Annotated in this window: 19 protein-coding genes and 2 pseudogenes; 8 read left to right on the top strand and 13 right to left on the bottom strand. The window is 35.7% G+C overall.

The genetic code is table 11. From position 1 onward, the window contains the following. Nucleotides 1–8 precede the first annotated feature (8 nt). The 3 genes and pseudogenes from NSU19_RS16320 to NSU19_RS16310 all read right to left on the bottom strand — a co-directional run bounded on the left by NSU19_RS16320 (nucleotide 9) and on the right by NSU19_RS16310 (nucleotide 2,778). Nucleotides 9–812, bottom strand: a complete 804-nt coding sequence (locus NSU19_RS16320; protein WP_044748971.1) for an AAA family ATPase — start codon at nucleotides 810–812, stop codon at nucleotides 9–11. Next, a pseudogene (locus NSU19_RS16315) lies at nucleotides 805–2,348 on the bottom strand (transposase). The gene NSU19_RS16320 and the pseudogene NSU19_RS16315 overlap by 8 nt, the downstream one beginning before the upstream one ends. Before the next feature lie 190 nt (nucleotides 2,349–2,538). Next, the gene (locus tag NSU19_RS16310) at nucleotides 2,539–2,778 is read right to left on the bottom strand and encodes a hypothetical protein (RefSeq protein WP_062678573.1); all 240 of its coding nucleotides are present in this window, start codon (nucleotides 2,776–2,778) and stop codon (nucleotides 2,539–2,541) included. 102 nt (nucleotides 2,779–2,880) lie between these two features. Between NSU19_RS16310 and NSU19_RS16305 the strand changes: the two genes are divergently transcribed. The 5 genes and pseudogenes from NSU19_RS16305 to NSU19_RS16285 all read left to right on the top strand — a co-directional run bounded on the left by NSU19_RS16305 (nucleotide 2,881) and on the right by NSU19_RS16285 (nucleotide 8,246). Then, entirely contained in the window at nucleotides 2,881–4,038 is a 1,158-nt protein-coding gene (locus NSU19_RS16305) for a S8 family peptidase (protein WP_066251638.1), read from the top strand. A gap of 83 nt (nucleotides 4,039–4,121) precedes the next feature. Beyond that, a complete protein-coding gene (locus NSU19_RS16300; protein WP_062678576.1) occupies nucleotides 4,122–4,610 on the top strand; it encodes a hypothetical protein in 489 nt (162 codons plus the stop codon). Nucleotides 4,611–5,374: 764 nt separating this feature from the next. Further along, nucleotides 5,375–5,835 (top strand): annotated as a pseudogene (locus tag NSU19_RS16295) (transposase); the annotation flags it as partial. 224 nt (nucleotides 5,836–6,059) lie between these two features. Next, nucleotides 6,060–6,665 (top strand): IS1634 family transposase, encoded by a 606-nt coding sequence (locus NSU19_RS16290; protein ID WP_094244503.1) that lies wholly within the window; start codon nucleotides 6,060–6,062, stop codon nucleotides 6,663–6,665. A gap of 406 nt (nucleotides 6,666–7,071) precedes the next feature. Continuing rightward, nucleotides 7,072–8,246, top strand: a protein-coding gene (locus tag NSU19_RS16285) for an IS3 family transposase (protein WP_339200035.1) whose coding sequence is annotated in 2 segments (ribosomal slippage) — nucleotides 7,072–7,339 and nucleotides 7,339–8,246 — 1,176 coding nt in all. Because the reading frame shifts where the segments join, the coding sequence is not laid out codon by codon here. A gap of 310 nt (nucleotides 8,247–8,556) precedes the next feature. On the opposite strand, the gene NSU19_RS16280 is transcribed toward NSU19_RS16285, so the two are convergent. The 4 genes from NSU19_RS16280 to NSU19_RS16265 form a co-directional block, all read right to left on the bottom strand. After that, nucleotides 8,557–9,057, bottom strand: a complete 501-nt coding sequence (locus NSU19_RS16280; protein ID WP_066250760.1) for a PTS glucose transporter subunit IIA — start codon at nucleotides 9,055–9,057, stop codon at nucleotides 8,557–8,559. A gap of 526 nt (nucleotides 9,058–9,583) precedes the next feature. After that, nucleotides 9,584–10,375 (bottom strand): MurR/RpiR family transcriptional regulator, encoded by a 792-nt coding sequence (locus NSU19_RS16275; RefSeq protein WP_094244504.1) that lies wholly within the window; start codon nucleotides 10,373–10,375, stop codon nucleotides 9,584–9,586. Between the two features lie 404 nt (nucleotides 10,376–10,779). Further along, the gene (locus tag NSU19_RS16270) at nucleotides 10,780–12,138 is read right to left on the bottom strand and encodes a 6-phospho-alpha-glucosidase (RefSeq protein WP_066250754.1); all 1,359 of its coding nucleotides are present in this window, start codon (nucleotides 12,136–12,138) and stop codon (nucleotides 10,780–10,782) included. 188 nt (nucleotides 12,139–12,326) lie between these two features. Beyond that, nucleotides 12,327–13,943: an alpha-glucoside-specific PTS transporter subunit IIBC gene (locus NSU19_RS16265; RefSeq protein WP_130157209.1), complete on the bottom strand. Its 1,617-nt coding sequence runs from the start codon at nucleotides 13,941–13,943 to the stop codon at nucleotides 12,327–12,329. 1,149 nt (nucleotides 13,944–15,092) lie between these two features. Between NSU19_RS16265 and NSU19_RS16260 the strand changes: the two genes are divergently transcribed. The 3 genes from NSU19_RS16260 (at nucleotide 15,093) to NSU19_RS16250 (ending at nucleotide 17,212) form a co-directional block, all read left to right on the top strand. After that, nucleotides 15,093–15,941: an ABC transporter ATP-binding protein gene (locus NSU19_RS16260; RefSeq protein ID WP_066248045.1), complete on the top strand. Its 849-nt coding sequence runs from the start codon at nucleotides 15,093–15,095 to the stop codon at nucleotides 15,939–15,941. Nucleotides 15,942–15,948: 7 nt separating this feature from the next. Beyond that, nucleotides 15,949–16,593 (top strand): ABC-2 transporter permease, encoded by a 645-nt coding sequence (locus NSU19_RS16255; RefSeq protein ID WP_066248048.1) that lies wholly within the window; start codon nucleotides 15,949–15,951, stop codon nucleotides 16,591–16,593. A 103-nt stretch (nucleotides 16,594–16,696) separates the two neighbouring features. Next, nucleotides 16,697–17,212 carry a hypothetical protein gene (locus NSU19_RS16250; RefSeq protein WP_339197396.1) on the top strand — a complete coding sequence of 172 codons (516 nt, stop codon included), beginning with the start codon at nucleotides 16,697–16,699 and terminating at the stop codon, nucleotides 17,210–17,212. A 1,337-nt stretch (nucleotides 17,213–18,549) separates the two neighbouring features. Here NSU19_RS16250 and NSU19_RS16245 read toward each other — a convergent pair. From NSU19_RS16245 to NSU19_RS16220, 6 genes are all read right to left on the bottom strand, one after another. Continuing rightward, nucleotides 18,550–19,479, bottom strand: a complete 930-nt coding sequence (locus NSU19_RS16245) for a hypothetical protein (protein WP_339197393.1) — start codon at nucleotides 19,477–19,479, stop codon at nucleotides 18,550–18,552. A 1,591-nt stretch (nucleotides 19,480–21,070) separates the two neighbouring features. Next, nucleotides 21,071–21,694 (bottom strand): 4Fe-4S single cluster domain-containing protein, encoded by a 624-nt coding sequence (locus NSU19_RS16240; protein ID WP_066248060.1) that lies wholly within the window; start codon nucleotides 21,692–21,694, stop codon nucleotides 21,071–21,073. After that, on the bottom strand, nucleotides 21,694–22,407 hold the full coding sequence (locus tag NSU19_RS16235) for a helix-hairpin-helix domain-containing protein (RefSeq protein WP_158640202.1): 714 nt from the start codon (nucleotides 22,405–22,407) through the stop codon (nucleotides 21,694–21,696). Before NSU19_RS16235 ends, NSU19_RS16240 begins: the two co-directional genes overlap by 1 nt. Before the next feature lie 3 nt (nucleotides 22,408–22,410). Beyond that, on the bottom strand, nucleotides 22,411–22,623 hold the full coding sequence (locus tag NSU19_RS16230; protein WP_066248063.1) for a DUF2997 domain-containing protein: 213 nt from the start codon (nucleotides 22,621–22,623) through the stop codon (nucleotides 22,411–22,413). An 8-nt stretch (nucleotides 22,624–22,631) separates the two neighbouring features. After that, nucleotides 22,632–23,078, bottom strand: a complete 447-nt coding sequence (locus tag NSU19_RS16225; protein ID WP_066248066.1) for a hypothetical protein — start codon at nucleotides 23,076–23,078, stop codon at nucleotides 22,632–22,634. An 18-nt stretch (nucleotides 23,079–23,096) separates the two neighbouring features. Then, a complete protein-coding gene (locus tag NSU19_RS16220) occupies nucleotides 23,097–24,737 on the bottom strand; it encodes an AAA family ATPase (RefSeq protein WP_130157217.1) in 1,641 nt (546 codons plus the stop codon). Between the last annotated feature and the right edge of the window lie 840 nt (nucleotides 24,738–25,577).

Below are 25,577 nucleotides of genomic sequence, written 5' to 3'. Positions count from 1 at the left end.
ACGCTTACTTAGTAAAGATGATGTTCCTCTGCCGCCATTCGAACGATTTCTTCATCGATCTGTTCTTTTTTCATTTGGTATCCATACAAGAGGCAAGTCGTGGCTAGGGTATTGATCACTCTTGGCCATCCTTGAGATTGTAAAGCGATGGCCTCTAGCGCTGCTGGAGTAAAAATCGGAATCTTCGCTCCCGCCATTTTCATTCGCTGTTCTATATATTGACCAACTTCTTCTTTCGTCAATGGCCCCATTTGATATCGCATGATGATACGTTGATTCAACGGCCGATGCTGGTTGAGCCGAAGTCGCGTTTGTAAATGCGGAAGGCCAGCTAAAATCAAGACAAATGGATTCGTCGAATCCATTTGAAAATTAAACAAAATCGCAAGATCTTGCAGAAAGGCATCTTTAGCCAGATGCATCTCATCCAAAATCAAGACAGGAGTGATTCTTCGTTCGGTGTACAATCGTTCGATTCCTTGCTGAATTTGATAAAACAAATCGACCTTCCGGTATTTTGGCTCTTCTCCCAACCCAAGTGCAAGCCCTCGGTAAAAATCCATCACTCCTCCTGTGGAAAGAGGAAAATAGACGACATGATACAACGATGGATTCAACGACTCTTTAAACGTTCGTAACGTAAACGTTTTTCCAGATCCAGGTTCACCAATGAATAGACCGATTCCTCTCGTTCGTTTGATATAATCCAATCCCGCCAATGCTTCTCGATACGAAGTAGCGAGATAGGCATCCGACGGCTTCATTTCTTTCGAAAAGGGTTCATGAGAAAGGGAGTAGAAGGTTTTATACATGATCTTCTTCCCCCTTTGCCCATTCTGTATTCAACGAAAACGGGGACCGATTTCGTTTCACATGGGCGTTATCATGCAGGCATACAGGTTTGGCTTGAGCGACTTCCTTGCCATCTTCATATACATATACACCATGGTCATCGTAACGAATATCGACGGATTGGCCAATGAAACGAGGAGGCACTTCGTACAATTGTTGAGCGAAATCGTTCCATCGGCCTTCACTTTCCGAAACTCGCGTTTCAGAAACATTGAATCCAACACCGTCGGATCTTCTAGAAATTGAACCGTATGGTTTTGAGACAGAAAGATTTCATGAGGCGTTTTTCCATTGAGCGATGCATGGGGGTTACGATGATAATCTTCCTCCAGCCATCTCCAAAATCGTTCATTCAACTCTTCGAGTGAATGAACCGGATTCATGTCCAATAACGGATAAAAACGCGTCTGCACCGTCTTGAAAAAGCGCTCAATTTTGCCCTTGCTTTGCGGGTCATATGGCTGCGTATGAACGAGGGTGATTCCTAACTGTGCACACGCATACTGAAGAGTTTCGGAACGATAAATCTTTCCGTTATCCGAGTAAATCATTTTCGGCTTTCCATACCGAATGAGCGCTTCTTTGGTGACGACTCGCAGCCCATCAAATTTCTCGGAAGAGAAAAATTGAGCGTATGGCACGATGCGTGAACAATCATCGATGTAAGCGATGAGAAACGTTCTTTTCTTCTTCCCATTGATTGGAACATACGGACCGTAAGAAAGGTCTCCTTGCCATAAGGCGTTCACTTGATCATGCGCAAAACGTTTTCTCTCCGGCATCGGTAAAATTTCAATTAAAGGCGCTTGTGTAAACCAGGAATCCATGAGAACATAGTCAGCTATAATCCCTTTTTCAAGCGCATGATCAAGTAAAGCTGAAGCCACGTCCGGTTTTGATTTCAGAGCTTCCTGGCGACGCTTATAGCCAGATGTTCGTTTATCAATATTGGTATTGATTTCTTGCAGGCGATTTTCCTTTTTCGGTGAACTTAGAAGAGCAAAATCAACGGGAATAAAAGTAAAACTATCGGTCCAGCCAAGGGTAAGCATTTGAAACCCTTTCAAGTACTGATGGGTAGAGTGATCAAAAACCTTAGCCAACAGTTCAACCGACTTACTACGGTTTCTTGAAAAGACAGAATCATCAATCACAAAAGCTGTGACACGATCTTTTGAAGTTAATGGTTGAAGCAGACGGATCATTTCACTGCTTAATGAAAGCAGAAACTTTCTCCAATGATAGGTTGGTGTATTTAAAAAGCGATAGACTGTATCCTTTCCGGGCAGATCCTGAGATCGTTTACTCATAAAAGCACGAAACCAGTTCTTATATTGGAAGACTAAAAGAAAAATCAGTTTGAAAACAGTAAGACAAGAATACCCGGAAAGTTTCGTAATATTCGCTTTTCTTAAATGATATCCAATATTTAATTCGGAAAATCCTTGTTTAATTTCTTTTGGTAATTGCGCAAAGTAGTCTTTATTCGTTATCATAGTGGTGACACCTTTCTTTTGGATTTGGTTTCGTCACCAATATTTTACCAAAAGAATAGGTGTCTTTCTTTATGTTTTAAAAAATGTCAAATGATAATTTTGTACTTCCCAAAACCATTTACATCAAGCATTTAAACAAGATTTTGGACTGCGAAAGCTGAGTTATTAAATTATGCGAATTTTATTTGTTTTATTTATTATTTTCTTTTTTTATTTTTTCAATTCTAACAAAATCTTTAAATTGGGATATTAAATCTTTTACACATTGTTCGCTTTTATATTCTTTGTTTCCGTTCTTAACAATATCTAATCTCATATAAATCTGTTTTAATACAGTTTTAGCCTCATCTTCTGTCAAAGAATCAATACTTTTTAAAACTTCATCATATTGCTTTACCGCATTTTCATCGGCTAATTTATTTTCAAACATCATACTCCTCCTTTAATTTTTTTCTTTTATCGGTTATTATTATATAACAAAAAAACTGTAACGATATACTACTTTTACATTAAATTGGAAGGGATGTAAAAAATGAATAATAAGATGCTACTTGTAATTATAATGTCACTAATATTTTTTACTTTTAATATACCCAAAACATTTGCTGATAATAACCATGAGCAACGATATTTTGTGACTTTTAAAGAAGAAGTGGATACGGATTACATTAAAGAAAAAGAGGGAAAAATTATTCGGCAGTTTAATACTTCATCTTCAGTATTAATAGAGGCTTCTTCAGAAACTATACAAAGAATTAAAGATAATAACGAGATCGTAAGTATAGAGTTAGATGTCGAAGTGGAAATTGATGAAGCTTATGAAACTGATTGGGGGCTCATTGATATTGATCCTCAAGAACAATTGATTCCTTGGAATATTGATTATATCGGTTCTACTTATGCTCATCAAATAGATATTACTGGTAAAAATGTTAAAGTCGGCATTATAGATTCAGGGATAAATCCTCATAAAGATTTGAAAGTTAGCGGTGGAATCAACATAGTGGGTAATAATGGGAATTATTATGATGACTATGGACACGGCACTAAAGTCGCTGGAATTATAGCAGCTTTAGATAATTCTTATGGAATTATAGGTGTTGCACCAGATGTGGAATTATATTCAATTAAAGTTTTGAAATCAAACGGAAAAGGGTCAATAAGCGATGTAGTAGCTGGTATAGAATGGGCTATTGAAAATGATATAGATATACTAAACTTTAGCTTACAAACAACAATAGATAATAGTGTATTAAGAAATGCTATTCAAAAAGCATATGAAAATAATATATTGTTGGTTGCTTCTGCGGGGAATATGGGAGGAACAAAAAAAGTGGATACTGTTACGTATCCAGCAGCATATGACGAGGTAATTGCTGTAGCGGCAGTAGATAAGAATGGAGAAAGGGCGTCTTATTCTAGTACAGGAAAACGAATAGATATATCAGCTCCTGGAGATTACGTTTATACAACTGTTCAAAGTGGATTATATTTTTTAGCTACCGGAACTTCTATGGCTGCTCCACATGTTAGTGGTGTCGCTGCATTAGTATTGGAGTGTCAACCTAATCTTGATGTAGAGGAGTTAAGAAAAATATTATTAAAATCTAAAAAACCTTTTGGAAACCCTAAACTTTATGGCAAAGGGATTATTGATGTTCCGAAGGCAATTAAATTTAGTAAAAATTAAAAATAGTTTACAAATAATACAAATTATGGGATTATAAACTCATAATTTAATAATCTTGTAATAATCTTGAAGGGGTGGTTTTAATGTCAAGAAAATTTCTTGCATGTTTATTAGTATTTTCACTACTAGTAACATTCACTCTTCCAAGTGCTAGTCTTGCAGCTCCAAAAAGTCAACAAAGTAATAATTCAGTTGTTACTGAAGAATACATCCAAAATTCAGTAACTACTGACGATGAAATTGGGGATGAGGTTGAAGCTGCAGGAAAAACAGGATGGCTAATTAAAATGGGCTTAGAAGTAGCCGAACAAATTGTAAGATATGGTGGTTCTGCATTATCAAAAATCACAAAATATCTTGATGCTGATACAGCGAAATATTTAAAGAATAATAGCAGTAAAATCGCAAAAGGTATTGCAGATGCACAAAAGAAAATTAACGAACTTGAGGATTATACACAATCCCGTTTAAGTGCAATACTTCAACAATCACTTTCTAATATGGGAGTTCCAAAATCATATGCTGTTCCAATCGGAGATGCGATTGCAGCTGCAGTTATGTTTTTAATTTAGGAATTGTTCGGACAAAACTAGTTTAAAAATAAGGAGAAAAGAGAATTTGAATTCACACCGATTCTCTTTTCTCCATTTTTATTTATCTAGGTCAGCAAGTGCCACATTTAGCAATGCATCTAGAACAACTGCTAGTTGGTCCATTGGCTGTTGGAAACACTAATCTAATGATGGTATTTAAATTAAAATATTTATTCACTCAATCAAAATTCATATACACTTGATCTTTTAAAAACACTTTTATTTCAGGATGTAATTTTAATACATAAGTATCTATAAAGTTTTTTATAAATGGTGCAACATTATATTGACTACCTTCCTCTGGTTGAATACCCATTTCTAAAGCATTTACATAATCATCTGAAGATATAAGACTTGGTTTTATTATATAAGTAAAACAATAAATACCGAAATAATATAACTAAGTAGTTGTAGTATAGATTTATGGACACAACTTGGTTAAGTAATACTCTAAAAAGAATTATAATTGATTGAATCGGCTACACTTAACTGGACAATAAAATTAAGGTCAAGTAGACTAAACACCAAATTTGGGTATACTGCTTATTAAACATAAAGGATCCGTACTAGAAACTTTACTTGGAGTGGCGGGTATGCTAGCCTTGTCGGCGAGACAGATGAACACATCATCTGACTTCTTGGCTGGGAAAGCATGCCCGCAGAGGCTCCATGTCAAGTTTCGTCGCAAACCCACTGTTTTGGTGGTCTACTTCAACACTACCACAGTTAAGGAGAGTTTAAAAATGAGAAACAGACGAACATTCACTGTAGAATTCAAGGCTCAAATGGTCAAGCTTTATGAAAATGGGAAACCAAGAAAAGATATTATTCGTGAATATGATTTAACGCCTTCAGCCTTGGACAAATGGATCAAACAAAGCAAAACATCCGGTTCATTTAAGGAAAAGGACAATCGTTCTCCAGAAGAAAATGAATTGATCCAGCTTCGAAAAGAAAACAAGCGTTTATTGATGGAGAATGATAGTTTAAAGCAAGCCGCGCTGATACTAGGACAAAAGTAAATGTGATCAAGAATAACAGACACAAATACTCGATATCAGCAATGTGCGATGTCCTACAACTTCCAAGAAGTACCTATTATTACGAAGTAAAAGAAAAAAGTAATGCAGAAGATGAACTGACAGCTGCCATTCTGGAAATTTTCCAGAAAAGCCGCAAAAACTATGGTACACGTAAAATCAAACATGAATTAGTAATCTAGGGAGGTTAGAACATTTATTAGAGAATGGCTCTGTCGATAACATAATCGAGGGATTAGCCAAATTTTCAGAGCGTTACTTTGACCGAATTCACGGGCAAGGCTCTTCCTCTTCTGTCTCCGTGCTTTGGACAAAAGAGTTTGGGCCGGTTTATCTGTTCCGAAAGGTATGGGAAAAGTTAGGGCTTGGTCGGCTATTACGTAAAATCATGGATGATTCCGAGGCTGCTTCTCAGTATGACGAAGCCATTTTTGCTATGGTGTTAAACCGTCTCATGGATCCCAATAGTAAGCATTATATCTTCAAACAATGGATCGACACGATTTATGCAGAAGGTCTTTCAGACATTCAACTCCATCACTACTATCGTGCATTAGACTTCTTAAGTGAACAAAAAGAAAAAATTGAGGAACAACTTTATGGACATTTAACCGATTTAACCTCATTAGAAGTAGATATCGTGTTTTACGACACGACAAGCACCTATTTCGAAGGAGAGGAAGCAGACGAACTGCTGGCTCACTATGGTTACTCCAAAGATCATCGTGGAGATCGAAAACAAGTCGTGATTGGCTTATTAATGACCAAAACAGGGATTCCGATTGGGCATCAAGTCTTCCCTGGAAACATGCATGATACGAAGACATTTGGCATGGTGGTTGGAGATCTGAAGAAGCGCTATCCTATTCAGAAAGTCATTCTAGTGGGAGACCGCGGAATGGTTAGTGAAGCCAACTTAGATCAAATTCGTGAACTGGGCATGGAATATATTGTGGGTGTCAAATTACGAAAGTCGAAGAAAGCCCAAGAGTGATGTTAGTCTAAAAATTAGACACGGAGAACAGGGAGATTATAATAAACTTAATTACAATAGGATTGTTTTTTGAAAATAAAAGTGCAGAGAATTGCAAAATCCTTATGCAGTGATATGCAAAGGAGCTTTACATGGAGGAGGAGCCATGATAACCTTTTTTGGTTTTGCCAAAACTGTTGAAGCTGGCGCTTGGCTAAAGAATCATGGCTACAGAAGATCCATGTCAAGCCCTTGATGGATAGATCACATATATGTATATTTATACAAAAATTTGATAAAGGTATACTGCAACACTCTGAATTTTCTTCTTGCAGAAAATACCTTGCATCATTTTACAGAAATATATTTGGTGATGCTAGTATAGTTTCATGGACACCCTTTAGTGAAATATAATATTAACGAAGGGATGTGTCCTGATATAGGTAACACAAGCGAAAAACGTAAACGTTATCATGCTGAATTTAAGGAAATGGTGGTTGAGCTTTATCAAACTGGAACACTAGTAAAACAGATCTTGATCGAATATGGCCTGTCTGAAACGACATTCTACAAATGGATCAGAAAACAAAAACCGGTTAAGGTGGATGACGGGGGCTCTTTTACCCCGGAAGAATTTCTGAACCTGCAAAAAGAATTGCACCGGCTGAAAGAGGAAAACGAAATCTTAAAAAAAGCTATGGCCATATTCGCAAAGAAGTAGATCAAACCACTGTTATATCCATGATTGACGAGATAAGAGCCAAACACCATTATGACCTTAAAACCATGTGTACGGTCCTTGGCGTGCCGAGAAGTACCTACTATCAATCCAAACAAAAAACAGAGTCAAAAACAAAACGGGAAAACCGGGAGCTGACAGACAGAATACGAAAAATCCATACGGAAAGCAAGCAGAGATACGGAGCACCGAAGATCCACCATATGCTTGAAAAAGAAGGGCTCAAAGTCAGCCTGAAACGGGTTCAGCGTTTGATGAAGGCTGCAGGCATTTATTCCATTATCAGAAAAAAGTACCGCCCCCATTCCAATAAGGGCAAGATGGAAGAACACGATAACCTGCTGAACCAGGACTTCTCAACGACAACCATCAACGAGAAATGGGTTACGGATATTACGTACATTCATACTTTGAGAGACGGTTGGTGCTACCTGGCTTCCGTAATGGATTTACATTCCAGAAAGATTGTCGGTTACGCTTTTGACCGCCACATGACGACTGAACTGGCTTTAAAGGCAGTAGAAAACGCTTATCAGGCACAACGTCCAGGTCCGGGATTGATCTTGCATTCTGATTTGGGATCCCAGTATACAAGCGAGAAATTTGCAGAATACATGGAAAAGAAGCAGTTCAAACACTCCTTCAGTAAAAAAGGTTGCCCATACGATAACGCCTGCATGGAGTCTTTCCATGCAATTCTGAAAAAGGAAGAGATCTACAGAGTCAACTATTTGAACTTTCAAGCTGCCAGAAGAGCCTTATTCGAATTTATAGAAGGCTGGTACAATCGGAAACGGATTCATAGCTGCCTGGGCTATATGACGCCACAAGAAACAGAAGACAGTATCAAAGGGGCAGCGTAGTGCTCTTCACAATTTTACAAGCATCCGCTTTACATGGAGTGGCGGGGCGTGGTAGGCTTGTTTGCCATGCGAAAGAAATCATTGCCCCTTTCGCCCTTCGCATAACACCACGCCCGCAGAGGCTCCATGTCAAGCGACCAGCGATGTCATGAAAAATATGGCATGAGATCAAAATTAAATTTCACTTATTGGTGTCCAAAATATTGACTTAAATCCATTGGAAAATGCACAAATGCTTGGTAAGAATGTGCATCATCTAGGGGATTCGCAAAATTTTTCGCGGTATTTCGGATGTTAGAATGAAATTGCCCTAATTTACAACATAGCATTTCAATATATACTCTCCCCTTTGTATTTCACCAGCTTCCCGCACAACTATTTTCTCAGTCTTTTCAGCGCTATTTGTAATAATAATTGGCGTTACGATTTCTTTATTATTTTTTTCAATAAATTCTATATCAACATTCATTATGGGATCTCCAATTTTTACTTTTTGCCCTTCACTCACAGTTACTTCATAACCTTCACCATTTAATTCAACCGTATCTAGTCCAACGTGAATTAATACTTCTAACCCATGTTTTGTTCGAATACCTATTGCGTGCTTAGTAGGAAATACTTGAATAATTTGTCCTTTTACAGGGGACACCACCTTTCCGTCTTTAGGAATAACCGCTATCCCATCCCCCATCATCTTTTGGGCAAACACGGGATCCGGTACTTCTGATAATGAAATTACTTCGCCATACATAGGTGAAAAAATTTCTTCTATAATAGTTTTGGGATTTTTCGCAAATATTTTTTTTAACATACTAATTCCTTCTTTCTATCTATAATAATTTTATGAAAATTGTATTTTAATAATAAAGACAAGACAAAGAACAGACAGCAATCCAACAATAATGGTACTTCCGACAAATCTTAAATTTGCTCCTTTTTCCTTCCGGTTCAACGTACTATTTTTTATGAATTCTTTATGTGCTTTCCGGTATTTGCTAATAGCTAAAAGAAGCAACATACTGCCAAATATATTTCAACCAGCAATAATGAAATCGCCAACCTTCCTATTTCTAACTGGATCTGTTTTATAAATCTGACAACACCATTCTTGTCAATACACCAAAAAAAGATTTAACATGGCAAACACAAACAAATTTTAATGAAAGGATCCTCTTTTACTTGAGCAAAAAAAGGTTGGTTTGCCTGCAGCGACATTATATATAAATAATTAAGAAAGAGAAATGGGACGTATAAAAAAGATGACCGATATTTTAAAAATGCGCAAACTTTGTAATATGGAAGGGGAATCATTCGAATGTTTTTGTTGGCACGTTGTATTATGCGTCTTCATCTTTTCCCGCCCTTTCAATTGTTTCTTTTTTCTCTTTCAGGTAGTCAACATAATGGCTAAAAATAGCTTCTCCAATAATAAAAAAAGGGGCAAATGTTTTCAATTTTGTTCCGTTATGGCTTGCGAGATTTGAACTCCTGGCATATAAATTATACGGAGTCATTCTAGCCAAACGATTATTTACTAAATTTGTTATAGAGATAAAAGGAATTCCTTTGGCAACTAAATTTTGCACTGCAGGAAAAATTGTTGGTGTATCTCCTGATAAAGAAAAAATGATCACAACATCGTTTTTCTGCAAATCCTTTACAATTATTTCAAACTCCAATTGAGAGTGGATAACATTCAAATACTTTTGAAGCGGCAGAAACATTCTTTGCAACTCTAATGCACAATGTAATTGTGCAGTGCCCGTCCCAAAAACAAATACTTGATTGGCATTATATATCAATTCACAAACATCCGAAAAATCTTTGGTTTGAATATATTTGATTGTTTCATGAAGATCTTCCTGCAAAATTTCTACACCGCTTTTTTCTTCTACCGGATCCTCTCGACCTTGCCATTTTAAGAACACTCGGAATTCACTATATCCACTAAATTCCAATTTCTGTGCCAACCGCAATATTGAAGAGCGGGAAACATTGCATTTTTCAGCTAGATTATTAATCCCTAACGAATAACAAGTATTTTTATTATTCATAATGTACTTTAAGATGTGTAAATCTGTCTCATTTAATTTTTTATAATGTTTATTAATAAGTTCTTCTAATCTCAAGCCATATCCCCTCCTTCAATAAATAATTTATGTTTGCTCTTGTCATCTCCAAATGGCCGTGCCGTTAACTGCGAATAAATTCGCTGGCAGAACTATATGGAACTGTACTGGATTATTATCCTTTACATTCCTTCGGAAGCAGCCAAATGTAATGCCAGAACACTACAATACTTAGTTTAAAGGAAAAAAAGGTGTAAGTCTGCTGCTTGGCAAAAAATAATTTTTCATTAACAGAAGGAGGAGTGAAACAAAAAAAGGGGGTGTCTAATAATTCGTTTTTACGGCTTATTGACGCCCCCATTAATGTTTTAGAAACGTTGATATATCGGTGTTTATGATTTTTTGTTTTCAATGGGGATCTGACTTTCTGGACAGCCCCTTTTTATTTGATAAAATCGATCATCTTAAAAAAATTCGCTCACTACCACATCATCTTTATGAAGTTCAGGCCAGAAATCTTTATTTGCTTCAATTAAATCATCCAATATTTCTTTAGCAACTTTTGCACTCGGTACTGTTTTTGATAATGTTATTGCTTGCCATAATTTTTGGTAAGACCTTGTTATCCATGCTTCTACCACTAGCTTTTCCACAGATACTTGTTGTTCCATTAATCCTTTTTGGAATTGCGGGATTTCCCCGATCGATAGCGGTTCAGGACCATTGCTGCCGACAATGCATGGAATTTCCACCATTGCGGTCGGATCAAAATTGGAAATAGCCCCTTTATTTTCTACAATAAGCAACATTCTTTCATGAGTGTTATAAGCAATGGCACGCGCCAAATCTACAATATATGCTGCATGTTCATCTATATGAAGTTTACTGCCTTCTGTGGATTGATTTTCAATTATTTTTCTACATTCGCCGAAAACAAATTTTTCACGGCCTTCCATTACTTCATTTGCTCTTGTATAATTCGGGTTAGAATTTGCCACTACTTCATCCGGGAATAAATAGTATTTTAAATATGTGTTTGGCAACGTATCTGGGTCTAATGCATATACGTCTCTCGCTTTTAAGAATGTATCTTGCCAGCTAGCATCAACATGCTGATTGTCTCCGCTATCATTGACAACATACCCGTACTTTGCAACATGCTCCTTTAATTTAGGCATTAAATCATTTCCTTCTTTGTCGCGAATATCCGTCCACCATCCAAAATGGTTCAATCCATAATATCTTACCGTCATTTCTTTGCGAGATTTTAACCCTAAAATTCGCGCCATACGTTCTTCAATCCCGACAGGCATATCACAAATGTTAAGTACTTTCGAATGAGGACGGAGACGGCGCGTCGCTTCAGCTACAATCGCTGCTGGGTTGGAATAATTGAGCATCCATGCATTAGGAGAGTATTTTTCCATATAATCAATTAATTCTAATACTCCTCCAATAGAACGCATTCCATATGCAATTCCACCTGGCCCGCATGTTTCTTGACCAACTACACCATGTTTCAAAGGTATTTTTTCATCTAATTCACGCATTGCATATTTTCCTACACGAATATGCGCCATGACAAAATCAACATCTGTAAAGGCTTCTTCAGGATTTGTTGTTGCCAAAAATTCTATTTCCGGAGCTCTTTCTTTGAGAATTATTTCGCAAGCTCCTGCAATTGTTGCTTGACGTTCCTCATCATTATCATAAAGTTTTAATTTCCGAATTGGAAACTTATATAAATTATCTAATAACATCAAAACAATCCCTGGAGTAAAAGTACTTCCCCCGCCTGCAATTAATACCGAGAATTTTTTCATTTTTAGGTTTCCTCCTTTAATGCAATATCCTCTTTCATCCAAGTTATAACAATTCATTTGTATGAAAACAATATTTCTTAACCATTCTGGTCGCTATCTCAAGTTCAGTTCTATTTCCCATAAGAAGGGAATTTTCCCGCTTGTCAAATAAACAACATTTTAGAATTTGCAAGTAAATGTGGAGCCTTTCAGTTTTCTTTATATTGTTTTTTGCTAGAATCACTCAATAAATTCTCAAATTGTTCCCTTACTTGTGGAACCGATAAACCGACTATCACTTGAATTGCTTTCCCATTCTTAACAATTCCGTGGGCTCCAGCTGATCTAAATCGGCTATCAGGCGCTATTTTTGATTCATCTACTACTGTTACGCGGAGTCTTGTAGCACAGTTTGTTACATCGGCAATATTAGAAGATCCGCCTAGAGCTTCTAAAAATTCACTAGCTTGAACAAAATAAGCATTTTCTTTATTTGCACTATTTTTATTTTCTGCTTGCTTTTTAGCTTTGTAGTCTGCTTTTGTATACAGTTTTACTTCTTTTTGGTCATCTGCTTCACGACCTGGGGTAGCTACATTTAGCTTTACAATTAAATAACGAAACGTGAAAAAATAGATAACCGTAAATGCCAATCCAATTATCCACTGAGTGATATAAGTGGAAGTATGGTATTTGAATAACGGAATCCAGTTAGAGCTGGCAATTTCTAACAATCCACCACCCATATTACCAACTGCACCAAACGCATACATCACCGCAGCCATAGAAGCTGCTAAAAATGCATGTACAGCAAATAGAAGAGGAGCAACAAATAAAAATGTGAACTCTATCGGTTCTGTGATCCCAGCTACAACAGATGTTAAAGTTGCTGCAATCAACATACCTGATACGATTTTCTTTTTCTCAGGTTTTGCTGTTACGTATATCGCTAATGCAATGCCAGGGATTCCAAAAATTTTGGGCATACCATGCAAAGCAAAACCGCCTTCCGGGAACATTTCTTTTAATGAATGAGCACTTGTTGCATATTCCGATAAATGCTCCATCCAATATTTTGCAATTCCGCCATCAACAACTGCCGGGCCGTAGATAAAAGGACCGTATATAAAATGGTGCAGCCCCGTTGGAATTAAGATTCTTTCAAGGAATGTATACAACCAAACCCCTAATACATCAGAGGAAGCCAAAAACCCTTGTAAAGAAGCAATTCCGTTCTGAATTATCGGCCATCCCCACGAGGTAAGCAAGGCAAGAGGCAACATAGCAAAAAAACAAACAATGACAACAAAGGATGTTCCTTGGAAGATACCTAGGAAATCTGGTAGTTTTTTGTCAAAATATCGATTGTGGATTAAAACAACAATGGAAGAAATAACAATCGCACCGATAATATTTGTATCTAAAGTTTTAATACCGGCAATTTCCGTTAACCCGCTCACTCCTCCAACTTCTTGGCTAAAATCGACACCAAAATTTTCCCCCCAAATCGTTAAAATAGCGTTTACAAAATAATTGAAAGTTAAATAGGTTACGAGTGCTGCTAAAACAGCTCTCGCGTGTGCTTTTTTCGCTAATCCAATAGGGATGCCGGCAACAAAAAGCAACGGGATTTGATTAAATACTGTCCATCCACCTTCCTCTATTACCGTCCAGAATTTATACCATGCTCCATCTGGATCAGCCAAAGAACCCATAATATCCCCGTTTTTAAATAAAATTGTGAGACCTACAAGTATCCCCGCAAATGGGAATAATAATACTGGCACAAACATCGCCCCACCGAACCGTTGGATTTTTTGCATCATCCTTGATCCACTCCTTTACTAGCAATTAAATAACAATACTTAAGAAGTAATTTGTGGGATCTGTTATTTCATGCAAAAGATGATTGCCATAGCAAAAATGTCAAGGTGCTTATAGTTGCAACTATAAACTGTCAGCGCTTACAATTAAGTTATATTAAAATCTAATTTTTAACAATAACTTGGCAAGATGTCGGGACTTATCCTTTCCATTTGAACATTTTCCCACAGTTTGAAAAATTTCACGAACTTTTCAAACTGGAAAAACATATAAAATTTCTTTCTCACGGTTATTCACTATGTAGCTTTAGCTTCCCTAAACATCGAGTAGGAGGCTAATGAATTAGAAGTGCCGCAGCATTTGAAAACCGGCGCAGCAAACGGTGCGCCTAAAGTCGGCCGATTCGTAGACGACGCCATAACAAATCTGAAAAATACGAACCCTGACCGGCAAATGGGATTCCCATGGAAGGGGTTGGGGATGTTAAGGTTCCGGCGGAATTGAGGGGAATTTTGGTTACTCCATAATTAGTGGGGAAAGTAAAGAGCCTCAAGAAGTTATTAATACTGTATATGAAACGGTTTCTAGATTTAAAAGGGATCCGATAAAAAGAGATAATGCACAACGTGTAATAAATAAGGAAATTGGTTGCTTTTTAAGGTCTATTAATTCGCCTCAATTTATTGCAAATCAATTCACACGTTATCATTTCAATGGGACGAATTTATTTGACGTAAAAATATTAGAAAAATTAACCGAAAAGGACCTAGAAGAAGTACTACACTTACATTTTTCTGATGAATCGAGTTCGACACTAATCATTAAGTAAATGATACTTGTTATTTTTCTATAAATTTTTTTATTTAATGTAGTGTCAAGGTAGTATCCATCTATTAATTTAACATCAATCAATGGAAAAATACTATTTATTCTCTATATTATTTTCATAACCTTGGATGTACAAACAAAAATAAGTAAAAACATAGGCTCTTAGACCTAATAAAAAAACAAAACGATTCAAAAGCCCCTTTTAAAATGTATTATTCTACATTATTATTCTGAATAGAAAGATAATTTTTGAAAAAATAAATGATTTAACGGGTGTAAGTAGAATACATATATATACTAAGATAATATGTTGGAGTGAGAAAATGTCGTACTTATTAGATGTTCAAAATATTACAAAGCGATATGGCAATAAAGTTGTTTTAAAAAATGTTACATTCAATGTTCCGTCAGGATCAATAGTTGGCTTTATTGGTGATAATGGTGCAGGTAAATCTACTACATTTAAAACAATACTAGGTCTAGTTTCTCAGGATTCAGGTAGAATTAAAATCTTTGGCAAAGAAAATATACATAAACAGCCTAAGATGAAGGAAAAAATTGGAGTTGTGTTCGATGCTATGAATTTACCGGCGCACCTAACAATCAAACAACTAAATAAAGTTTTTTTGAGAATATTTAATACTTGGAATCAAGATGATTTTTTCCGATTGGTTAATTCTTTTTCTCTCCCCGAAGATAAACAAATATATAAATTTTCTCGTGGGATGTCAATGAAACTTTCTATAGCTGTTGCACTGTCACATAATGCAAAACTACTATTACTAGATGAGGCAACAGGAGGGCTTGATCCCTCATCAAGAGAACAAGTCTTAGGTGAGTTAAAAAGCTTTGTGAGAGAGAGTAGTGGTGGGATATTACTTTCTTCTCATATTATGAGTGATATTGAGAAAATTGCTAGTCATATTGTTTTTATCAAAAATGGTGAAATTTTATTAAATGAGAGAAAGGACAAGATTCTTGAAAAATTTGCAATTGTTGATATCAAAAAGGAACGATTATCTTTACTAAATAGAAATATAGTTGTTGCAAAAAGGGACTATGGTTCTTATTCTAGAATACTTGTATCAAATAAAATGGAATTGCCAAAGGACCTTAGCTCTAAAAAGATTTCAATGGAAGAACTTAGTCTCTTACTAACTAACAGGGAGTGAAATTTAAGTGAAAGGTCTATTATTGACAAACTATTACCTAGTTTATCGAAGTATTTTTGCATATGTAGGTCTCGCATTATTGATTTCTGGTGTACTTTTATTTTTTGCAGGGCCTATGGTAAGTGGTGTGGCCGCTATGTTAATTATATTATTAATGACTTTGCCTTCACTTGAAGTTATAAAAATAGAGAGTAAGTCTGGTTATGATAAATATGTACTTACCTTACCGGTTAGTAGGTCTAATATTGTCCGAAGTCACTATATTTTTTACTTATCGGTTGTGATTATCGGAGCATTTCTTTCATATATTGTTATTTATACATATGATCTAATTTTTGAAACACAAATAAATGGCATAATTAATATTATTTCTTCTGGAATTTTCGTAGTTCTTTTAGCAGGTGCGCTTATATACCCGTTCCTCTATATCTTTGGTGCAGACAAATCTGATGCATTTGTACTTGGAGGAGGATTTGTAGGTCTATTTGTTTATTATGGAATCAAATTCTTAGTAGAAGATTTAATAGACAAATTACCGTTATCCATAGATTCGTCTTTATTAGTTCCGATTTTATTTATAGTACTTGGTATTACTGTATTTACTCTCTCATATTTAATTGCTGTAATTATTTATCGAAAGAAAGAATTTTAGACTATGTGATTAGTACATCAAGTAGGCGCAAAAAATCGTGCCCGTAGAGGCTCCATGTCAAGCCTTTTTTGCACACGCACCACATTCATAGCGAAAGGAGAGAATGGATAACTTAAATATTATCAATTTGTGTCTTGACAAAGGGGTGCATTACAAAGTTTCTGTCTATCAAAAAAATTATGATAAAGACAATGTGTATTTCGATATGTCTATAAAATGTAAAACTAATATTGTCAACAAAAAAATGAGATTATATGAAGTCCAAAGAAATAAAGAATTTTTGATTGGACAATATGCCGATTCGGAATTTGGCCAATTGGCATTTTATATTGTTGTGTATAGTTACTTTAATCAAGATAAACCAAGTAATAGCGTAAGAAAAATGCTGCGAAATATAGGAGAAGATGTTAATAAAGCAAATAAAATCCTTGAAGATCATATAGGGAAAAATTATTTTTCTTTGTATAGGAAAGAAATTGGAAAAATAAATATTGATAAAATAAATGACGATCGTTGTGATGTTTTTTACTTGTCTTTTGAGAATAATATAATCCCAATTGTCCGAAACAAAAGATTGCCAAGTGCATTTGTGATATTTACAATTATGGCTTTTATTTAAAGCAATTTGACTCCTTAATGAAAAAGATCATTTCACATTATAATTTTAAATTAAAGAAAGAAGAAACAGAAGAATTAAAGAGATTGTATTTAAAAAAATAATTACAGCGGTGATAGTTACGAAACTGATTTAATTTATCATAAACACTAAAATATGAAGTCTTAATTCATAGAACCTTAGCTTTCTTTATTATCGCGGTATCCCCCTATGCCACTCGTAACTGGCTTTTAATGGAATCAAAAAGATTAGCTTTTTAAACTAATCCCAGTTTGTCGACTTTGTCGATAAGCTGAAAGCACGTTTCTGGAAATCATGAAACGTGCTTTTCCTAGTGCGCCCGGCATGGGTGTAATCTATAGGGTGAAAGTCCCGAGCTGCGAAGGCAGAAGTAGCAGTTAGCTTAACGCAAGGGTGTCCGTGGTGACGCGGAATCTGAAGGAAGCGAGCGGCAAACTTCCGGTCTGAGGAACACGAACTTCATATGAGGCTAGGTATCACTGGGTGAGTTTGCAAGACAAAACAAAGCCCTTTCTGCCGAAGGTGATACAGAGTAAATGAAGCAGATGGATGGAAGGAAAGATTACACTCTTACCCGGGGAGGTCTGGCTGGCACGCCAAGTAACCTTGGTAACCTATCTAGTGATAGATAGCTGAACAGTCAGAAGTCAGCAGAGGTCATAGTATTAGTTGGTCTAGAACAACTAAGAAGGACCGAACAATTAAGAGAGAATAGCCCTTGGCATTCAGTGAGTCATGATGAACACAGAAAACGTAGTACCTCACTTGAGGGAGGAAGCGGTGAATCCCGTGGGAGATCTCTTGGAGGGTGGAGTGACCACTGGCATAAAGAGAACAGCTATTCACGGAAGTTATAAAGACTTGCGTCAATTATCTTAATTGAACCGCCGTATACGGAACCGTACGTACGGTGGTGTGAGAGGACGGGAGTTAATCGCTCCCTCCTACTCGATTATCTTTTATTCTTTTAAACCATCATTTTTGAAATGATAATAAATCTTTGGTGAAGCATCTTCTTTTATTTCGATTCGATCAACCAAACGGTGAAGCATCTCAGAAGTTAGTTCATTGAAATATCTATTAAATCATTTTGTAGTCTTTCCTCATATTTCTTTCGTTCACATTTGGATTGATAGTAGATTTTTCCAGCTTAAGCTTCAGTTTATTGGAAAGCAGATTATTGATTTCTTCAGTTATTAAACGGTAATTTTCATTGCAAGCAATTTTCTGTTGGTTGAGCTTTTTCCATATTTTGCTCAACTTTTGTTAAAAAGTGCAAAAACTTCCCCCTATCTTTTAACACGGATCAAATGAACAATTTATTTTTCTTGCAATAACATACGCCAGTAATTCTCAATTCGATTGAATGTGTCATCGGCACGCTGTGCAACAAAATCTCTTGCCAATTGGTAATCTATATCCCTTGGTGAGATGCCTTTCGTAGCAAATGAAAGCAGTTGTTCTTTTGCTTTTGCAAGCACTCCAGACAAATCTTCTTCATTTTGAATGCTCTCAAACATTTCTTGATAATTTTTGATGACTGATTCAATTTCTGCTTGTGTATATACCGTTTTCCCAAGTTTATTCGTCATGGACAGCTCACGGCTTTGTTGGTATGTTAAAGGAGCATTTAGTGACCTGATTTTGGCTCGTGCTGCGATGAATCGCTCCTCTACCGATTGGTGATTTATGGCTATTTTCGTATTGTGGCGGACATAATCTTGAATCAGTTGATCAAATCCTTTTTTTACATCACCGCTTAAAAACGTATCACTGAAGTATTGAAGTGCAGCTGTTGAAGAAGCCAATTCAAGATGGGCTTCATAAGAATGCTGTTGTTCTTTACTAATTCCAAAAAGGCTAATCCCTAGATATGGCGACAAACTATCTACTCCGTCCGTTATGTGTTGTAAGATGGATTCTACTTTTTTTACTTCTTCATTACTTAGCGAATCAAAGTATTTGGATTCATATAAATATTGGCTGAACACAAGCCATTGATCCTTTGGCCGATAAGAGAAAATATCAGAAGGGTCAGCGTTTTCTACGTGAAAAAACTTTTCCATCGGTATGGCCATCAAGCCTTGAACTTGTTTGATTTCATCCGAAATCGTAAGTTTATAGGCTTGTCCGTTTCGGATGACTTCCACTTGTTGTCCGGCCAATGGATTTTTGATTTCGTGTACGGATGGCATTTTGGCTCTATTTCGAGCGACTATTGCTCCGATATATCCAAGATCAATTTTCACGGTTATTCCCTCCTATCTAATTAATGGAAGGCAATGGTTCCACTTTGCTTCCATAGTAAAAATTCAACGCACTAAAGAAATCGATTGATTTACCTGTTTTTAAATCGACGATTAAAATGTGATTGCCATAGTTAAAATCGCCAGTTTCCAGTCTGCGTTGTGTTGTTTTTTTAAAGTATCAACAAACGAACTATGTACGGGTTTGGACCAGATTAATATTGTGATTCGTAAAAAGCGTACCTACTTCCAGATATCCCGTAATTGCAAAAATCGGAACTTGCAGAGTTCATGTTTGGTTGGTCTTCCGCAAAGCTTTTCTGCACACAATAGTCATCAAAGTGATAATTAAATTGAAAACCAAACAATTTCATTATTTATAATCGGCTTTTTAAATAAATAGTTAAATGATTATAAGGAAAAATTTAAATAATCTACCTAAAACTTTCTATTTTAAGTAAAATATCCTAGGGTTTGAGACACATCATCCAGAAATTGGATGGAATAAGTAGTCAATGAGGGATTGTTTGTTGCAAATGGTAAAAAAGTTAAAAATATCATAAGTATATCGCCTGATTTTAAACATGTATTATCAATTAGAGTGGGGATGCCGTTTACTTGAGGTCTTATTACGGAATTCTGTCTCGTCCAAAAGAAAGGCTTCCCTATAAAACAGATGGGGAATTTTAAAGTGGAATAGTTAGCGAATGTTATTGCCGCCGTTACATATAAAACCGTTGATCATACGATTCAACAATTTATCTGGACTTATGGTGATCGCGGAAACGGAAGGTTCTATTATTATGTCGGGGCTGAAATCCATGGTCGATGGCAAGGAAATAACGTTGAGGTTGTGAGCCATTCAGAAGGAATTTCTGTTACTCATAAATGGTAAAAAGGAAATTATTTTACTGGGATCATATTACTCAGTTTGGTACTCTTGCTGTTGTTTTAATGAGACATAACGAAGAGATTTGGACTATATCATTAAATGAAAATTTTGTGGCTGATTCCGCAGACTCCGAACATACAACTGGTGAAATTAGTTTATATAAAGCAACAATGAAAAAAATAAGCCTATCATCCTGCATTATAAAGCTTCGCAATAACATCTGCCGCCGGTTGGTATACGAGAAAGTAATCGATTGCCTAGGTGAAAATGACCTGGCAACCACACCCTTATGATTGAGGATTTGGTAAATTAATCCTGTATCAGCTAATGAGAAATGGGCAGAGCGAAAGTTGCCAGGATTGGCCGAAGTACAAGCAGCCCTCGAGCAAATGTTTGAAGAACTAAATAATGCAAATCAAAAAAATAGGAGGATTCCCACTTTCCACATGGGGGTGTCTAATAAGTCGTTTTTACTACTTATTGACGCCCCCTTTGATGTTTTAGAAACGTTGATATATCGATGTTTATGATTTTTTGTTTTTTATGGGGATTTGATTTTCTGGACAGCCCCGTGTGGAGAAACATTCCAAATCCATTTCAGAGACCCCCTATCTATCTTGTATTACACAAAATTTTTGACGGTACCTGAAAGGTAGGGGATTATCTATTGTTTCTTTATCAAGTGCACCTAACAAATAAAAATTAAGTATTTGATCGGATACGTTTAAAAGTGTGCTGATTCAATATTTCTTTCAATGTATCTTTCGTTGCCATTCCGTTCACTGAGATTGTACCATTTTGAGAAATTCGAATTTCAATTTTATTTTGAAATTGATGAAAGTTCGTTTCTAAATGTTTATAAACATCCGTGAGGAAATGATAGTTTTGATTGGATGAACCAACCCAAGGACGGCTTAAATCTAATTTTTCTTCGATAAAAGGTCCATCGATTAGCAAATCTGTCACTGATAGCAGCTGTTGATTTTGTTTTTGTTTTTTCAAATCATCATATAAATACCCTGTAAATGTCATAACTGTTAAGCCGAGTTGTTTCACTTTTCTTCCTAGTTCCCCTAAGGCTTCAGCTTGATCAAACGGTTCTCCTCCAAGAAATGTGACGCCTTCAATCTCGTTTTGCTCTTTACTATCTTTAATGAATTCAAATAAATTCTCCACATTCATTTTTGTACCGTTTTCATTTACCCAAGTCCAAGGAACGGCACACCCTTTACAACGAATTGAACAACCTTGTACCCAAATTGCAAATCTTTTGCCTGGTCCTTCCACTTCAGTAACTGGAATATAACGATGTATGTACAGTTCCATCAAAAGTCCACAACTCTTCCTCGTTCCATTTTTTTCTTTTGATTTCCTTGATTATTATCGTCAGTATTAAACTGTAAATATGGTCTCATTTTTTCAGCTACATGAGGCTTAATCCCAAGAACTTGGATAAAGTGTTCGAAATTTTGAAAGAATCCTACCCTTTCTCTCTCTGCAAGTATTTTTTTCGCAAAAATCAATCCAACCCCAGGTACCTTTGCAATTTCATCTGCTGAAGCATGATTGACATCGATTCGTTTACTTACGCTTTCGTTTTCAATTGATGGCTGCATTGGGTTTATAAATTCTTCCTTTGGAGAAATCACTTGCTGTTCATCATTCGATTCAAGGATATGTTCTTTCGCAATAGCTTCTTTTAATTGCTTTAAATTTTTTTCTTGTACTTTTTGCTGTGATTCAAGACGGAGTAAATATTCAGGTCTAATTCTAAAAACATGAAAGATGGAAGAAACCCAACTAATAAGTGCTAATGCAAACGCGATATCAAATAAGAAATGTCCTTCTTCTGCAATTAAAAATATGATAAAAGGTAAAGTATATATGAGTCCTGCAAAAAACCATTTTCTTTGTCTTACTCTGAAAGCTGCATAGAAAAAAGAAATATAATTAAAAAAAGCAAAAGGGAAAAAGACCCATAGCATCCAGATGGAGTTACGTAATTCCCAACCTATCCCCTTCTCAGTTATACTCCGCATCATTCACTCCTCCTTTAGCTTCAATTTATTTTGTTCAGTTATAGTTTCTTCAAATTGAAAATATTCTTCTTTATAATTTGAATCAACTGTTTCCGATTCGAGTAGTTTCTCCAAAAGGTCAATATACTTGATGCATTCTTGTCCCTTCATGCCAATTGTTTCCGCAAAGATTTTACCGTCTTCTGTCAATTTGATCTGTATTTTTTTGGTTCCCATAGCATCACCTATTTAGAAATATTGTTGACATTAAAAGTTAAAACAATTGTTCGGTCTTCTTGCATAATTTCCGATTCCAGATGTAGGCCATGTTCTGCTGCTTGTTTCAGTAAATGTTGATAAGTTTCTTGTTGTATTAGATATTTGTATTCTGTCTGTAAATTTTCAATAAATTCCATGGCAGCTTGTGTGTCAACACTATTGTTAAATATCGCTTCAAAATACCCCTGTTCAGTTAGTTGAAAATAAATTTGAAGATCTTCAATTGTCGTTTGGTAATTTTGTTCAGTCAATTTTGTCACTTTGCAACCATACTGTTCAATCGATTTTTGAAGTAAATCTTCTTTCTTCATAATCGTTGGAATGATAAAGGAATCATTTTTTTGATTTGCAAAGGCTTTAATCGAACTAATTGTTGCAATACCAATTGGAACTAACAAAAGTTCAATGCTCAATTCATTCACCTACTTCTATTAAAAGTCAATCGCACGACCGCCACGAGTGGACTTAATATCCATATCCATGTTAGAGCTATTTGATTCGCAATACTCCGCTCGATCTTCTCTAGGCGTAGCCGCAACCGCTCTAACACTAGCCCATTCACGAATCTCTTTAATTTGTTCAGCCTGTGTCACCGCAAGTGGTACAATTAATTTCGAAACTTTTTCAAAATCACTAAATTGAACACTTCGTTCTTCATAAAATGCCTCAAATAATCCATTTATGACAACTTGTTCAATCTCTGCTCCTACAAACCCCTCCGTCATGTCAGCCAATTTTTCCAGGTTTTCAGTACTAATTTCAAAATTACCTTTTACGCTTGGGTTATTTAATCTTTTCTTTAAATGAACTCGGAAGATTTCAATACGTTCTCTATGTGTTGGTAAATCAACAAAGAAAATTTCATCAAATCGACCTTTTCGCAACATTTCAGGAGGAAGTGCCGATATATTGTTTGCAGTGGCAACTACAAATACGGATTTTTCTTTTTCTTGCATCCAAGTTAAAAAGTGTCCAAAAACACGAGAACTTGTCCCGCTATCTCCAGATGAACTAGTTCCGTTAAATCCTTTTTCGATTTCATCAATCCATAAGATGGAAGGTGCAATGGCTTCAGCTGTTTGAATCGCTTTTCTCATATTTTCTTCACTACTACCAACAATGCCGCTAAACACTTTTCCAATATCTAATCGCAGTAATGGAAGCTGCCACATTCCACTAATCGCTTTACTTATTAAACTTTTACCACAACCTGGAACACCTGTAATGAGCACACCCTTTGGAGCTGGTAAACCATACTGTTGCGCAGACTCTAACCAAGATTTATCTCTTTTTTTCAACCAACGTTTTAAATTTTCTAATCCACCGACTTCATCCATATTAAGATTACTCGATATAAATTCTAGTATCCCTGTTTTCTTAATGATTTGTTCTTTTTCTTGAAGGATCACTTCAACATCCTTGATTGATAATTTTCCATCATCAACCATTGCCCGTGCAAAGGCATTTTCGGCTTCCGAAAGTGTTAAACCCAATGATGCTTTTACGAGTTTTTCTTTTTCTTCTTCATTTAAGTTAATTTCAATTCTTCCTGTTTGTCGGTTTACTTCAATCATTTCATCAAGCAGTTGCTTCATTTCAGTAAAGGTTGGTAAAGGAAAATCAACAATTGTAATATCTTTCTCCAAATCTTGCGGTAATTTAAGAATTGGAGATAAAAATACAATATTCTTTGGATTAACACTTTGTTTTAAACTCATTACAATGTCACGTAGTTTTCTTATCACAAGAAGATCTGGTAATCTTCCTTGATCACCAAAATAAACATGGAAGTCTTGCAGTACAAAAATAGCGGGCTCATCATACTTTTCAATAAATTCTAATGCTTTTACAGGAACCTTCGTATCGTCTTTACGTATACCCTCTCCTACAATCCCTTCCGTAATCTTCCAAGTAAATAATTTTCTTGTTGTTTTAATCAACTGTTGATCATAGGCAATGTCATTAATAAGTGCTAGTGCTCTTTGCTCTTCCCAAGTTGGAATATATATAAATGGGAATCTAGCTTTAAACAAATTAGCTACAAATCTTTTTTGCTTTACTAAGTAATTCAATGCTTTCCCTTCTTCCTTTAGATTTTTGGGTTATTAAGAATTTTATAAGCAGTTGTAATGTTTAAAATATATCTTTACCCATATATCCTATAGATACCTGAATCCGTGATAAAAGGTAGCTTACCTAGATAATTTTAGAATAACTTTCTTTTACCTTAACTTTGGATATTTTTACTGGAATTAACGTTTTTGGGTGTTTTCTGCAAGAAAAAAATACAGAGTGTTGCAGTATATCTTTATCAAAATTTTGAATAAATATACATATATGTGATCTATCCATCAAGGGCTTGACATGGATCCTCTGTAGCCATGATTCTTTAGCCAAGCGCCAGCTTCAACAGTTTTGGCAAAACCAAAAAAGGTTATCATGGCTCCTCCTCCATGTAAAGCCCCATTGCATATCACTGCATAAGGATTTTGCAATTCTCTGCACTTTTATTTTGCAAAAAACAGTTTTTGGGTATATCAAATAAGTTTCCCATACTGATAAAAGCTAGCAGTCTAAATAAATCAAAGCTTTGTAATTAGTTTCTTGTTCAAGGCATTTAAGCAAGTGTATGAGTTTAGTGTTGTAATTTTACCTTTCTCTTCATCATTAATATTACATTAATTTTGAACAATACTAAAAATAATAAATTGAATGAATTTTATAAATATTATTCATCCAGACTCAAAGATTTCTAAGCACTAAATAAGAAGTACTCCCGAAAATGTCGAAATAAGTAAGCGGCCAAACAGTCTATCGACTTAAGGTTGACCCCCTATGCCTATTATAAGACAAGGAAGCTTTTTTGACATCAAGATTTATCCAGATTTACCAGTTGCAAAGTTAGATCGGAG

The organism is Aeribacillus sp. FSL k6-2211, assembly GCF_037966125.1.
GTDB lineage: Bacteria > Bacillota > Bacilli > Bacillales > Aeribacillaceae > Aeribacillus > Aeribacillus composti.
This window is presented reverse-complemented; position numbering and strand designations above follow the sequence as displayed.